Source organism: Leptospira sarikeiensis, from assembly GCF_004769615.1.
Lineage (GTDB): Bacteria > Spirochaetota > Leptospiria > Leptospirales > Leptospiraceae > Leptospira_B > Leptospira_B sarikeiensis.
In genome coordinates this window covers 1-14080 of the sequence record NZ_RQGF01000006.1, presented here as the reverse complement: position 1 = coordinate 14080, position 14080 = coordinate 1, and the positions used below count along the sequence as shown (strand labels likewise).

The following is a 14080-nucleotide window of genomic DNA, read 5'->3' as shown; positions in this document are numbered from 1 at the left end:
TTATTTTTCGAATTCAACCAAATCTATTAGGATCCCATTCGGATCCATCAGCGTGAAATGTTTTCCGTTCACTGGTTCAGAACAAAGTTCTAATACGATCTCTCCTTTTTGATCCGAAAATTTTCTCCATTCTATTTCTACATCTTCCACTTCGAATTGGAATAATAAACCTGGACCTCTAAATTCAGGATGAAAGATCGGTTTTACAAAAGGTGAATTCGGGATACAAAATTGGATCTCATACTCCGGATATTTGGGATGTGATAGAACGATGTATCCTTCCAATTCTTTTACGATCTCAAAGCCTAGATTCCGAGTATAAAATTCCTTAGATTCTTCCAGCTTGGATGTGTAAATTTCCGGAGAAAATTTCATTCAAACCTCTACAGGGGCGGAGTATTTCACGAAATCGATCCCGATCCCGTTTGGATCCAAAACCGCAAAATGCCTATCTCCCCATTCTTCTTCCTTTAGATCTAAAAGTATAGGCAGTCCTTTTTTCTTGAGTTCCGAATAAAAAGGATCCACATCATCCATTTCAATAGTAAGATACATTCCAAATCCTGCATATTCTTTTTGGAAAATAGGATGTTGGTTCTCTAAGTTCGGAAGTAGAAAGGATATCTCCGATTTTCCATTCGGGGTAGAAAGAAGAAGATACCAATCATTTTCAAAAACGATCTTGAATCCCAATTTATTCAGATAGAACTCTTTTGTTTCCTTTAACTTTTGTGTGACTATGCCTGGATTTAATTTCATATAGGCTCCTTATAGTCTTAAATGTAACTTAGGAAGCCAGATATGGATTGTAAAAATCGGACAAAGTTTCAGCGAAATTTTCTAAGGGAAGAAGGAGTCAGCCCTGTGAATTTTTTCCAGTCTTTGATAAAATGGGATTGGTCGTAGAATCCTTCTCCCAGTTCGAATTTATCATTCTCTTTCCAATGGCGAAGAGCCGTTTGAAATCTTAGGATCTTAGAAAATTCTTTGGGTGAGAGGCCGATATTTTCTGAAAATAATCTTCTTAAATGTCTGGAAGTAACCTGCAAATTCAGATTTTCCGTAGGTTTTTGGAAATCGGAATACATTTGGCCTACGGAAAAAAGGACACGGTCGTCCGTTTGTAATTCCTTCTTTCTTAAAAGAGTCGAAAAGAAAACATCGCAGGTCCGGATCCTATGTAAAAAAGAATTAGAAATTCTTAATTTATCTTCTAACTCGACCGCTTCCGAAGGAAAGATGGAGGAAAAAGGAACGGTTTGGCTTTTAAATTCCCCTAGATCGAATCGAAAAAATCTACGTATTCCCAGAGGCAAAAAACGGATCCCGAACCAATTGTCCTTTGGGTTGATCGGGAAATTCTCCAAGGAGGTTGGGGAAAGAGAAATTAGGATCGGGCCATTCGAGGTCGTACTGAAGACTAGATCGACACATCCATCCGGAACGACTTGATAGGAACTAGATAATATGGAATTAGAATGGATTTCCCAGTAGTATGCTATAAAGGGAGAAAGTTCCACACTCGGAAGAATTTCCGAGTAAGTAACTCCTAAATTTAATTGTAAAGGATTGAATTCCGAATTAGGTTCCATCTATTAAGATCCGATCCGAGAAAGCTCATTATGTAAGTAGGAATATTCCACGATCAAGGAATATTCTGATCCGACGGATCTATCTTAAACTTTGTTTCCGGCTTGTCATTGTTCCCATTTATAAAATTCTCGGAAGCCTTGGAACATTATACGTATCGATCCTTTTTTAAGATCTTGATTATTGGGATCTTAGTCATATCTAACTCCTGCATTTTCGAACGTCCTAAAACGGAGCCAAAGCCTACTTCTCTTCCCAAACCGGAAGGCAGATTGACTGCATCCACCTGGTCCCAGGACTTTTATGCGATGATGAAATATGTTCATCTATACGATGAGATCCATCCGTTCTTGTACAATTTAGAAGGTGGGAGAAGTAATACGGGCCGTATTCTTTCCGTATGGAAAAAGAACGAGATCGATGAGAGAGTTCGTTGGCTTCGTTTGATGTCTCCTAAAACCCTGATCATTCCTACAATCTTTCGGTGGGAGAATGATTTTGAAAAAGTATCCGATGCGATCGGATTAAATGGGAATATTAAGGTGCGCGATTCCCATATCCAGAACATACTGAAAGAAATAGATACTTACGGGTATGACGGAATCGATATAGATTATGAAGGAATGACCTGCGAGAAAAAAGAAGCATTTCAAGAATTTTTAATACTTCTCCGGGATGCTCTTCATGTTAAAGGGAAAATATTGTCCGTGGCAATCCATCCGAAAACCGTAGCCGAAAAACCTTCCGTGTATCCTTGCAAAGGATTGAAGGCTCCGATCCAAGTGGATTTTTATGAGGCGTATCGCGGACAATTGACCCATGATTACGAATTTTTAGGAAAAGTAGCTGATAAGGTCAAAATTATGGCCTACGAGTTACATCCGCGCAAACAAGGATTTCCTGGGCCGGGGCCGCAGGCACCGGATTGGTGGATCGATAAAATATTGGAATATGCGGTGAAACGTATCCCGAACGAAAAATTATATATGGCGATCCCTACTTACGGATACGATTGGGCACTCAACTGCGAGATGGAGACAAAATCGGTCTACTATTCCAGGGCAAAATGGATCCAGGATAAGATGGCTCCTAAAAAAGAAGAGCCCACAGATATATTAGAAATATTTAAAACTCTTCCTAAGTCCGGAGATTGGACCTATCTAAGACCATATCTATATCGCCACCAAGGTCATGTGTATTCAGATCCTTCTCTTTGGTATAGGATGGGCGGTTGTGATCGTGTCGCTTTCTATATGAATCGAAGCGCCTTTGAGAAAAAAATGAAGATCCTGGACAAATACAAGATCCGAGGATTTTCATTTTGGCAATTGATCGAAGATAACGATCCGGAGATCCATAAATACCTGGAAGAAAAATTAGGAAAAGAAGCAAATCTATCTTCTTCCCCCTAATTTCCTTAATTCCGAAGTCCTTAGATTATTTTGCTAAACTAACTATAGGATCTCCTTTCCATTGTGTCGGTTCATGTCCGTAGATCACTTTTACTTTCGGAAATTTTTTAGAGAAGGCATTCATTCTACGGATAATGTCTGTACTCTTTTCCTTATTTGTTGTAGCTCCGGGAGGAACCTCATTTTCGAATCCTGCCTTTAGATGAGAGGAATCGAAAGTAAATAATAAGGGTCCGCTTGCGGCATTTAAAAGTACAGCGATTTCTCCTTCCGTATGACCTGTGGCGGATATGATCCAAACGGAACCGTCTCCATAAAGATCATAGACTGAGCCCAAGATCGGCATTTCAAAAAATTTATCTTTAGGAAGAGTAGAAAGATCAAAATCGAAAGACAGAGCTGTAGAAGAGTAGCCGTGGAAAACGGAGAAAGCCTTGCTTGCATCAATTGCTTCTTCTTCGGAGATCAATACTTTTACAGGACCTCTTTTTCTAAGAGCCTCCATACCTCCAATATGATCCCAATGCAAATGAGAAACTAATACGAAATTCAAATCTTTATTCGAAATATTTAATGCATCCAATTGGCCCGCAGAGTTACGGCCCTTTTTCGACTGACATTTCGTATTAAATAGGCCCAAAAGAAGATTAAAATCGCATCGATTGTCTGAATCTACTTCCGGAACTCCCGAATCTAAGAGGAAATATCCTTTTTCCGGATGTTTCACTAAATAACTTAGCACCGGAACCCATTGGTCTTTTTTCTGTTCTTCCGGAGTTTTGGGATGATCCGCATCGATAAGAATGAAAGGCCCGGTAAAAACATGTCCGGTTAGAAAAGCAGTGACTTCTAATCGACTAGGCTTAGAAAAAACCTCTTCCCAATTTTTGAATTTTAGATCGGATTTAGAATTTCTCCAAACTTGCGATTGTTTATTCATAGGAGCTCCCAAAAAACAATCCATACAAGTTATAAGAGAGAAAGATATCAAGCTCCCTAAAATGATCTTTTGAATATGATTCGACATTTAAAACCTCTAGATCTCGGAATTTATGGATTTCCGATTTGTCTAGATCTAAGATACATGGAACTTTATAAATCTCCTGGGACTTTTGTTCCATTTGGCGGAAAAAAATGGAATTTTCGAAAGAAGTTTCAAAGGCTCTGGAATTAAGTATTTTTTCCTCTTTGGAAAAGGAAATATACCAACCTTTACTTAAGAAGGGGATTTTAATAAAACTCAAAGCAGGCCAAATAATTCAGAAAAACCCGGGAGATCCGGAGTATGCAGGGCTTGTGGTCAGCGGATTTTTTCGAATGTATCTTTTTGCAGGATCTGGGCGACAGATTACGGTTCGTTACGCAAAGCAAGGGGATATGATGGGGATTGTAGGAGCTCTAACACCTGAAGAAAAAACCGGTCAACCCGAAGAGACTTTCGTTCAAGCGTTGACCGATTCAGAAGTGCTGGCATTATCTTTTCAAGATTTGAGAACCTATGGAAAAAAATCTGCCGAACTTGCTTGGTTATTTGCAGAAGAATGTGCAATAAGAGTATATGCAGCGCTTCGTGAATTATACGGGGCGAGTTTTACCGGGGTCAGGCAAAGGCTTGCTCGTCATTTATTATTAAATGCAATCAGCGGAGATATACCTCCATTTTTATTTGTGACTTTGTCCCAACAGGATCTTGCGGATTCTATCGGGACTGTAAGAGAAGTAATCGTCAGAGAGCTCAGAAATTTAAAGCAGGATGGATTCATTTCCAGTTCAAGGAACCGGATCGAAATTGTTAATCCGATCGGGTTGCATGCGGTTTCTGAAGAAGGATATTAATTTCTGGAGGTATATTAGTTTTCCTTCATGATAGATCCGGAGATGATCAATTTTTGGATCTCGCTTGTTCCTCCGCCGATTTCTCCTAAGCGAGTGTCCCTATATAAACGAGAAACCTTATATTCGTCCATATAGCCTGCGCCTCCATGGATCTGAACCGCGAGATTGGTTACCTCTCTCGCTGCAGTTGTAGCGAATAATTTGCAAGCTGCACATTTACCTGAAAGTAACATGGAACCTTTTCCTTCCGATTCGATCCTTTCCATTTCCCAAGCAACATTATATGTGAACCATTTTGCCGCTTCGTATTTCGCGTAAATCTCGGCTAACATGAATGCAACACCTTGGTGTTGATAAATTGATTTGCCGAAACTTTTCCTGGAAGAAGCGAAAGATTTGGATTCATCCAGACAAGCTTTCATAACTCCTAAAGAATAAGCCGCGAGAGAAAGTCTTTCCGCATTAAAGGTTTGCATAGTCTGTCTAAAACCTTTTCCTAATTTGCCCAAAATGTTTTCTTCCGAGACTTCCACATCTTCAAAAAATAAAGCACCGGTTGGAGAAGCCTTAAGGCCCATCTTATCCATCGCCACAGATCTAGACACGCCCTTTGATCTTAAATCTACGATGAAATGAGTGAGACCTTTTTCGTTCCCGTTCTCATCTTGAGCTCGAGCTAAAACGAGTGAATAATCTGCATTAGGCGCATTTGTAATAAAAGTTTTTTGCCCCGAAATGAAATAACGATCTCCTTTTTTACGAGCAATAGAAGTAAGAGCGGAAACATCCGAGCCTCCGTCCGGCTCTGTCACTCCTAAGGATCCTATCAGCTTTCCTGAAATAATATCAGGAAGGAATTTTTTCTTTTGATCCGAAGTTCCGAAATGTTTGATCGGTAATCCGAATAAACCTGCAGAAGCACCTGCGCTGAAAAAAGTGGATCCGCAATATTCCGAAACGATTTCCATTGCAAGAGTGCTCAAAAAAACTCCGGCACCCTGTCCTCCAAACTCTTCTTCGTGTAATAGGCCTAAATAACCGGCTTCTCCTAATTTAGTATAATGAGATCTTGGAAATTCTTTCTTTTTGTCCGCCTCTTCCGCAAAGGGATGGATCTCTTTTTTGCAAAAATTGCGAAATGATACAATGAACTCTCGTTCATCTTGGCTGAGGTTAAAATCCATGAATTTCTCCGAGTAGGAACAAGCTCCGGATTTTGACTTTCTAATTCAAGGAGAAATCCTTGAGGCATACTCTTCCGAATAATGTTAGGTTATAATTAAAAAATTTGGGCGGCTCGCTCGCCAATAGCTCGCGACCGCGCTGCTACGTGCTTTGCTATCGCTTCGGTCACTACGTGACTTCCACTTCGCATCGCTTCCGCGAAGAAAATTATTTTCCTTTAAACACGGCAGTTCTTTTTTCCAATAAGGAACGGATCCCTTCTTTGCCATCTTCCGATCTCAGACAATCGGTGACTAATGGGACCAGATCGTCCATAGCTTCTAAATGCCCCACTTCGATCGCCTTCCTAGCGTTTGCAAGAACTGCATCAATTGCTAAAGGTGCTTGCGCGGTAATTTTCTCCGCAAGTTCGATCGCTCGCGAAAGTAATTCCTTTTTTGGAACAATCTCTTGTATAATTCCGATCCTATATGCTTCAGCCACATCAAAACTATCTCCAGTTAAGATATGTTTCATAGCATTTCCCCAACCCGCAGTTCTTACGAAACGGATCGTTGCTCCGCCAAAAGGAAGGATCCCTCTTTGTACTTCCATTTGAGCGAACACAGTTTTTTCTGCTGCGATCGCAATGTCCGAAGCAAGCATAAGTTCTATTCCAAGCGTTAGGCAAAATCCATGTACCGCACAGATCAGAGGTTTTTTACGTATTCGATCCGTTCCTCCTGTATCCCAAGGATTGATAAAATCTCTTCTGAAAAAATTTCTACCTTGCTCCAAAATGGATTTTGCAACGTCTTCTAATTCCAATCCGAAAGTAAAATGAAGCCCGTTTGCATAAATGATTGCAGCCCTTGCTTCAGGATCGTCTTCATACTCGGTGAGTGCTTCGCTTAATTCCAGTATCATCTGAGTATTCATTGCATTTCTTACATCCGGACGATTTAAGGCGATGCAAAATACCTTTCCCTTTTTTTCAGTTTGAATGTACGTGTAAGATTTCATAAAGGATCCTAATCGGAAAATGTAAGACCAAATACTTTCAGGTTTTCATTCTATGTCTTTCGGTTTTTAGATTTGATATCAAACTTATCTACAAAAAAGGAACTGAAAAACGATTTGGTTCACTAAACAAACATTTTCCGTAATATGCACTTTTATCGCCGAACTGGTGTTCAGAAACCGAAAGGTCACCTTGTGGGACCTCCTACAGAGGGTTGACAGTTTTGGAACATGGAAGATAAAGCCATGGATGCCTTCCTTTCCAGTTACATTCCCGAAAGAGATCCATCATTTTCCTTTCTTTTGGGGATTAGTCTCTTTTGCGGTTTTTGGGACCTATTTGGGAGCCTTACTTTGTATAGGGCAAAATATCCTAGAGAGGAAAACTGCGCTAAATCGTCTTCTTTCCCTGTTGTTTGTAAGTTTGGGTCTATTACAAGGAACCTGTTTATTTTATGTATTCGGTTATTCTAACGAATTCCCGAGGGTCGTATTGCTTCATATTCCAGTGCTCGCATCCATCGGACCGATCTTATATGGGATCCATAAGATCATTCAAAACTCCGAGTTTGAAAAATCCGCTTTAGGTTTGGGTAGAAAACATTCCGTTTTCCCGATCATAATATGGGCATTCTATTTTTTAAGTTTTGTTCCTGACTCTGATACAATCTATCAAAGTATCATCGTTTTCTCGAAAGAAAGAAGCATTTTGGATCTGATCTTCTTCTTCCCATTATCCGTGTTAGCAGCTTATATCATCGGATTACTTCGAGGAAGTAGGATCTTATTCAAATTAAAAGTTTTGAGAGAAGAATGGACTGCGAGGGTTCTACTCTATATCATTCTTGCAACGATCGCAAACCATTCTGTAGGTGCTCTATTTCTTATAGGAAAGGATCCTATCTTTTTATTGATCAGTGCCTCTATGATGGGGCTTAGTCTCTGCGTGTCTTATTTGATCGGTAGAAGATATCCGGCGTATTTCCAAAATTTGCAGGAAGTCGCTCGAGTTACTTTTCAAAAATATTCCAGATCCTTACTCCAAGGGATGGATATACAAACTCTCAGAGAAAATCTTTTGCAGGCAATGCAGATCGAGAAATTATATAAGGACGAGGACTTAAGCCTGGCTAGTCTCGCTGATGAATTGGGACTTTCTTCTCATCAACTTTCTGAGCTGATCAACCAAGAGATGGGTAAAAATTTTTCCGCATTCGTGAACGAATATAGGATCAAGGAGGCCTGTATACTTCTGTCCCAGAAAAAGGATTCTTCCATTTTAGATATCGCCTACGAAGTAGGTTTTCGGAGTAAAACTTCCTTTCATAGGGCATTTCAAAAGGAAGTAGGAGTTCCTCCTTCCGAATTTCGTGAAAAAAGTTAAGGTCAAACGGTCCCATCCTATCAATCGGAACCGAAATATAGGTTTCGGTTTATAGATTGGAACGACGGATCCGAACTTCCGTGTATAATCCTTTTCATCAGATTGAACGGAGTGGATATGAGTTCCTTAGTTCTAGAGCGAAAACAAACCTCGGAAAGATTTACCGAAAAGGAAAAAACCAAACGGATCATGAAATGGATTCGATACCAGGATTCTAAGATCAGAAAACGTTTTTCCTTCCTAAAATACCAGAATACGATCGGATTTTCTATTACCATAGGCTCCGCACTCGGAATGATCGTATTAGGAAGTTTGTATGTAGCTGATATCATTCCATTCTGGGCTTGTATAATCGGTAATGGAATATTCGCGTCCTTTCTTCACGAGATGGAGCACGATCTGATCCATAGTATTTATTTTAAAGAAAATCCTAAAATGCAGAATTTTCTTTTTTGGATGGTTTGGTTATTCCGCGCGAATACAGTCAATCCTTGGTTCAGGAAAGAGATCCATCTTCTTCATCATAAACTTTCGGGAAATATAGAAGATATAGAAGAAAGATTCATTAGTAACGGAATGCCTTGGGGGATCAGAAGGATCCTAGTAATGATCGATCCGATCATGGCTGTAGTACTGCAAGGTCCCAAGATCAGAAAGGATGCGATCCGTTATCTTGCAAAAATAAAGGCGAAGCCGATCAAGGGACCTTATCGTTTAGTATATCTTCTCTTATGGTATTCTTTTCTTGTATGGGGATCTATTTCTTTGATCAATTGGGCTTTCGGAAATCCTATCCAAGAAACAGGGACTACGGCAAATATTCATAATTTCTTAAATACTGCCGCAGTGGTTTATTTGATCCCATGTTGGTTGAGACAATCGGCGATACAGATAGTATCTTCCAATATGCATTATTACGGAGACGTAAAAAGTTTATACCAACAGACCCAAGTGCTGGATTCATTATGGATCTTACCTTTACATTTGTTCTGTTTTAATTTCGGAGCCACTCATGGGATCCATCATTTTGTAGTAACTCAACCGTTCTATCTTAGGCAAGCAGTGGCCCCTAGAGTAAAACCGTTACTAAAAAAATATGGAATTCGTTTCAATGACTTTGAAAGTATGACAAGGGCGAATCGTTACCAGAAAGAAGAAATAAGCGGTGTTGCGATTCCGGCCTAGACCTTTTTAAGTCGGAAAAAGATGCAGAATATACAAGAATCGGAAAAATCACAGGGACAATTCATTCGATCTTTAGATCAAGCAGAGGCGAATTTTTGGTTATATGACCAAGCTTCCTCCATGAACTTCTGCGTAATGGCAGAAGGAGAAGGAAATTTTTCCGAAGATAACTTACGCAAGGGACTGGATATAGTCCAAAGCAAACATGCGTTAGCTAAGGTTCAGATCTTAAAACAGGTAGGGCAGGACTCTCACCTATATTTTGCAACTTCCGATAAAAAGATCCAAATCCAAAAAGAAGTCTATTCTCCGGATTGGAAATCCAAGTTTGCTAAGGAGACCATTAAACTTTTTACTTTAGATGATTCTCCTTTGATCCGGGTTCTTTTTTATGAATCGGATCACTCTAAATTTGCAGTAGGTATTATATTTCATCATAGTATAGCGGATGGAAGATCCGGTTGTCGTTTTTTACTGGATGTATTAAAGGCAAGCGTCGGTGAAACTTTAGAAAATTCAAAGGCAGCGATGGAATATTCTTCCTTAATGGATCTGTACCCCGCAGAAGAATTATACAAAAGCGGACCTAAGCCAGATAAACCGTTATCTATTCCACAATTTGTTAGAAAGAAAGGTGAGCAGGATCCCGAGATTATCAGTTTTTATTTGGAAGAAGATGAGTTAAATTCTCTCATACAAAGCTCCAAGGAAAGGAGGATATCATTACACGGGATTTTGGGTGCAGTGCAGGTGACCGCATTAAGTGAGTTTTTCACAAAGTATCAGGAAGGACTTTTGTATCTTTCTACTCCTGCGGATTTAAGACCACATCTAAGTCATCCAATCCCGGATTCTGCATTGGGCCTTTACATTTCTCTTTTTACCACTCCGGTTAATATCCGTGATTCTTTCGATTCTAAAGCCAAATTGATCATGAATGATGTAAGAACACGTATCGGGAGAAGAGAGGGCCGGGCATTTTACGAGTTACTTCCTCCTTCGGAGCAGTTTTTAGAAAGAGAGGACGGTCTGAAAATTTTCCTTTCTTTAATGAGTCGAAATCCTCAGTCCAGCGTTTTAAGTAATGTAGGGATCATCCAAGGATTTGAATCGGATGAGATCCGTATCCAAGAGCTTTCATTTACGGTTCACCCTGCATTGACCCAAACAGTTTTTACTACCGTCACAACTTTTGAGAATCGGATGATCATCAATATAAACTATGATAAGGCACGTTGGGAAAAGAAGGATATGGATCGTTTTGCCGATTCTTTCCGGAAAAATCTTTTAGCAAATACGAATACCAAAAAATCATTTTAAGAAATCAGAATGGAAGGATCCGTTTTCGATTCGGAAAAACTTTTCTTCCTAAAACCCAACCTGCGAGCAAGATGAAACATCCTAGATAAGAAATTATATTCGGGACTATTTCTATCTTTGTTTCAGCCAAAACCGGCACCTGGAATACCAGACCCGCCAACATTACGATCGTATGGATTTCCGCGACCCTTGACTTTTTTTCATCCAAAAATTTTCCTAAACCCCCGCCGGTGATAAAGGCTAAGGCGCCTAAGATAGCACCGACCCTTCCGATATAAGCTGCAATAGCTTCATATTCTTGTGTATTAGGAAATTGAAATGCGATTAAGAACGGACGGGTGAAAATAAATCCTAAGGAAAGAATTCCTACATACCTATGAAGTTTAAGTTTATTTTTAGGAGAAAGTTCCAAGAGAGATATTAGGCAGGGTCTCCGCTACCAATCGGAACCGGTTCATTCTCTGGAAGTAAACTTAAGCCACCCGGTGCCAATTCAGGTTCCGAGGTATGTAAAGATCCTATGTTCTGAGAAGACTTGGATAATTTGAAATAATAATAAAGAGGAATAGAGAATAATGTAAAAGCAAAACCCCAGAGAGCTTCCGCAGTTTTATTATAAAATAAAGTCCCAATGATCAGAATATTCGAAAGAATATATAAATATGTAGAGTAAGGATAACCTGGGATCTTGAATTCGTTCTTTAAATGTCTCTTCTCAAAAATCACAGGAGTATACGCAGTGATCGTTGCTAATAAAAGTGTGGAACAAGTGATCAAATAGAGAAGAGATTCGATTTCCTTAACGAAACAGAATAAACATGCATACAAAAACTGAAAGACCAGGGATTTATAAGGGCTATGATATTTCGGATGGAGTTTTGCCATTGTAGGGAAGAAAAATCCATCCCTTGCCATTGCAAAATAGATCCTAGATCCACCGATAATGTATGCAGAAATCCCGCCCAAGAAAACCCAACAAATAAACGCAGTGATGAGTATTTTTACTCCTTTGCCGAATAAGAATCCGGAAGCGGTCACTCCGATCTTTTCATCTCCTGCAAGGATTTGGATCGGTGCAGAACTTAAGTATAAAAAGTTGATCAGAACATAAAGTAGGGTCACTAAAATACAGGAGAAGATCACTGCTTTGTAGATATTCTTTTCAGGATCTTTCACTTCTTCTGCTACGTAAGTGATCATATTCCAGCCTAAATAGGAGAATGTCACCGGAATTGCGCCCGCAAGCAATAGATTCCATCCGTTCAGATCCGAAGGAACCAAAGAGAAAGATTCAAAATATTGAATATTATAATTTCCGATCGCAAATCCTAATACGACAAATGCGACCAGTCCCAAAATTTTGAACGTAGTAAAAAAATTTTGGATCCTAGAGGCTAACCCTATACCGAAAAAATTCACGATGGAAAAGAAAAGGATCGTCGAGATCCCTATAATCTGTGCCACGCCTAATGAGAATGTGATCCCTAAAAACTTGGTCTCTAAAAAATAAACATCCAAGCTTGGATCTATTAAAGTCAGAAAAGATTTTGAGAAAGCGATTGCTGAAAGTGAAATGGATGCGGAAAAATTAACAGAAAGAGAAAGCCATCCACTTGAGAAGGCTACGATAGGAGAATACGCTTCCTTTAAATAAACGTAATCTCCTCCTGCGTAAGGAAATATACTTGCAGACTTTGCATAACTCATTGCCCCTGCTATCGCTAAGAGGCCACCTAAGATCCAACAAAGAAGCGCCCAACTTGGATTTGAAGTTTGGGTCAGGATATAACCAGTAGTGATAAAGATCCCGGGTCCTACCATAGAACTAAACATGAGTGAAATGGAATCGTAAAGATTAAGAGAGCGGCGAAGTTTCATTCTGGTTTTAGCCAAAATAGGGCTTTTACTTTCGCTCACAAGACATTTTCAAACTCTTTAAAATCACTCATTGTAGGAGTTCCAACAACTAGTTCATTTAAAAGGCTTGGGCGAATCCTCGCCTTGCTCGGACCAGGCTACTTCGGGCTACGCATTCGCTTCGGTCGCTTTCGCGACTTCCCCTTCGTATCCTTTTCGCAGCGACTCGTAGGGAGCGAGAAAACGACCGGCGAAGCCGAGTCGGTGACTGAAGCGAAGCGAAGTCAAATTTGAAACGGACACGCAGCATTAAAATTAACAAGAACTCGCAGCGACTCGTAGGGAGCGAGAAAGCGACCGGCGAAGCCGAGTCGGTGACTGAAGCGAAGCGAAGTCAAATTTGTAATGAGCACGCAGCATTTAAATTAACAAGAACCCGCAATGATTCGCATTGTTTTCACGCTAAGGCGCTAAGTTTGAGAAGATTCTTTTGTAAGATAATAGATATCTTCTTATCTTTGCGCCTTAGCGTGAAGTTCGAATATGGAAAGTTTCACGCAGAGAGCACGGAGAACACAGAGTTGTAACGTGACGGTTCTGTATGAGATAAACTGCGGCAGCGATGCGTAGATCTTTAGTCCGGGCTTGACCCGGATGAGCGAAACGCGAAATCGAAGCAGCGCGACCCGAGAGAATTCGAGGGAGCCGCCCTTATAAGTTTTTAAGAAAATACTACAGAAGTCCCTTCGTAAGATCAGAATGCAAAGTATGTTGGAACTCCTACGTAAAAAGGAGATCGCCCCCTCCCTGTTTCGGGTGGGGGGAGTGGCCCGTGGGAGAGCTTGTCTACGATTGCCTTATCATATTCTGCCAAAGCTCTGGAGCACTATCCGAGTTTTACGCGGAATTATGATTCTAAGTGCATGTTAGAGGCTCGGATCGATTGCTGCCCATTGTTCTTTATGAAAGATATATTATCATATAATAATGTATAAAATCTATGTCCCAAAGAGCATGTAAGTCTTAAAATCTCTTTGAATTCAATCTTTAATTATGTCACATTAAATTTTCCGTTTTCAAAATTTAAAGAAGATGGATTTGTAAAATTTCTATAAAAACGGTTTGACTGGTCGGGTCGATTTTGTATTTTGGTCTTCTGGCCAATTTTAGGCCGGCAACCGAAATTCTCGAAGAAAACGGCTTTTGCCCTTTGAATCGTGGACGTAGGGAACGAAAAAGTTCTTTTACAACACTATAACTGCGAATGAGAAATTAAAATTTTTTATTAGCTGAGATTGATCCATGGTGATGA

12 protein-coding genes and 1 pseudogene are annotated in these 14080 nt (G+C 40.0%); 5 read left to right on the top strand and 8 right to left on the bottom strand.

From position 1 onward, the window contains the following. The 3 genes from EHQ64_RS00985 to EHQ64_RS00975 all read right to left on the bottom strand — a co-directional run bounded on the left by EHQ64_RS00985 (position 1) and on the right by EHQ64_RS00975 (position 1592). A complete protein-coding gene (locus tag EHQ64_RS00985) occupies positions 1 to 375 on the bottom strand; it encodes a VOC family protein (protein WP_135647646.1) in 375 nt (124 codons plus the stop codon). Further along, complete coding sequence (locus EHQ64_RS00980) at positions 376 to 759, bottom strand: VOC family protein (RefSeq protein ID WP_135647645.1); 384 nt, start codon at positions 757 to 759, stop codon at positions 376 to 378. A 68-nt stretch (positions 760 to 827) separates the two neighbouring features. Then, complete coding sequence (locus EHQ64_RS00975; protein ID WP_135647644.1) at positions 828 to 1592, bottom strand: AraC family transcriptional regulator; 765 nt, start codon at positions 1590 to 1592, stop codon at positions 828 to 830. A gap of 261 nt (positions 1593 to 1853) precedes the next feature. On the opposite strand from EHQ64_RS00975, the pseudogene EHQ64_RS00970 reads away from it, so the two are divergent. Next, positions 1854 to 3002: pseudogene (locus EHQ64_RS00970) on the top strand (glycosyl hydrolase family 18 protein); the annotation flags it as partial. Positions 3003 to 3027: 25 nt separating this feature from the next. Here EHQ64_RS00970 and EHQ64_RS00965 read toward each other — a convergent pair. Beyond that, positions 3028 to 3942 carry an MBL fold metallo-hydrolase gene (locus tag EHQ64_RS00965; protein WP_246048491.1) on the bottom strand — a complete coding sequence of 305 codons (915 nt, stop codon included), beginning with the start codon at positions 3940 to 3942 and terminating at the stop codon, positions 3028 to 3030. Between the two features lie 194 nt (positions 3943 to 4136). On the opposite strand from EHQ64_RS00965, the gene EHQ64_RS00960 reads away from it, so the two are divergent. After that, the gene (locus tag EHQ64_RS00960; RefSeq protein WP_135647642.1) at positions 4137 to 4838 is read left to right on the top strand and encodes a Crp/Fnr family transcriptional regulator; all 702 of its coding nucleotides are present in this window, start codon (positions 4137 to 4139) and stop codon (positions 4836 to 4838) included. A 14-nt stretch (positions 4839 to 4852) separates the two neighbouring features. Here the strand turns inward: EHQ64_RS00960 and EHQ64_RS00955 are convergent, their stop codons facing one another. Both EHQ64_RS00955 and EHQ64_RS00950 read right to left on the bottom strand, forming a co-directional pair. Continuing rightward, the gene (locus EHQ64_RS00955) at positions 4853 to 6022 is read right to left on the bottom strand and encodes an acyl-CoA dehydrogenase family protein (protein WP_135647641.1); all 1170 of its coding nucleotides are present in this window, start codon (positions 6020 to 6022) and stop codon (positions 4853 to 4855) included. Between the two features lie 208 nt (positions 6023 to 6230). After that, positions 6231 to 7025, bottom strand: a complete 795-nt coding sequence (locus EHQ64_RS00950) for a crotonase/enoyl-CoA hydratase family protein (protein ID WP_135647640.1) — start codon at positions 7023 to 7025, stop codon at positions 6231 to 6233. Positions 7026 to 7272: 247 nt separating this feature from the next. On the opposite strand from EHQ64_RS00950, the gene EHQ64_RS00945 reads away from it, so the two are divergent. The 3 genes from EHQ64_RS00945 (at position 7273) to EHQ64_RS00935 (ending at position 10911) form a co-directional block, all read left to right on the top strand. Beyond that, a complete protein-coding gene (locus tag EHQ64_RS00945) occupies positions 7273 to 8406 on the top strand; it encodes a helix-turn-helix domain-containing protein (RefSeq protein ID WP_135647639.1) in 1134 nt (377 codons plus the stop codon). A 117-nt stretch (positions 8407 to 8523) separates the two neighbouring features. After that, positions 8524 to 9591 carry a fatty acid desaturase gene (locus EHQ64_RS00940; protein ID WP_167882329.1) on the top strand — a complete coding sequence of 356 codons (1068 nt, stop codon included), beginning with the start codon at positions 8524 to 8526 and terminating at the stop codon, positions 9589 to 9591. Positions 9592 to 9612: 21 nt separating this feature from the next. Next, positions 9613 to 10911 carry a phthiocerol/phthiodiolone dimycocerosyl transferase family protein gene (locus EHQ64_RS00935; RefSeq protein WP_135647637.1) on the top strand — a complete coding sequence of 433 codons (1299 nt, stop codon included), beginning with the start codon at positions 9613 to 9615 and terminating at the stop codon, positions 10909 to 10911. 4 nt (positions 10912 to 10915) lie between these two features. On the opposite strand, the gene EHQ64_RS00930 is transcribed toward EHQ64_RS00935, so the two are convergent. Both EHQ64_RS00930 and EHQ64_RS00925 read right to left on the bottom strand, forming a co-directional pair. Further along, the gene (locus EHQ64_RS00930) at positions 10916 to 11323 is read right to left on the bottom strand and encodes a hypothetical protein (RefSeq protein ID WP_135647636.1); all 408 of its coding nucleotides are present in this window, start codon (positions 11321 to 11323) and stop codon (positions 10916 to 10918) included. A gap of 8 nt (positions 11324 to 11331) precedes the next feature. Then, a complete protein-coding gene (locus EHQ64_RS00925; protein ID WP_135647685.1) occupies positions 11332 to 12789 on the bottom strand; it encodes an APC family permease in 1458 nt (485 codons plus the stop codon). Between the last annotated feature and the right edge of the window lie 1291 nt (positions 12790 to 14080).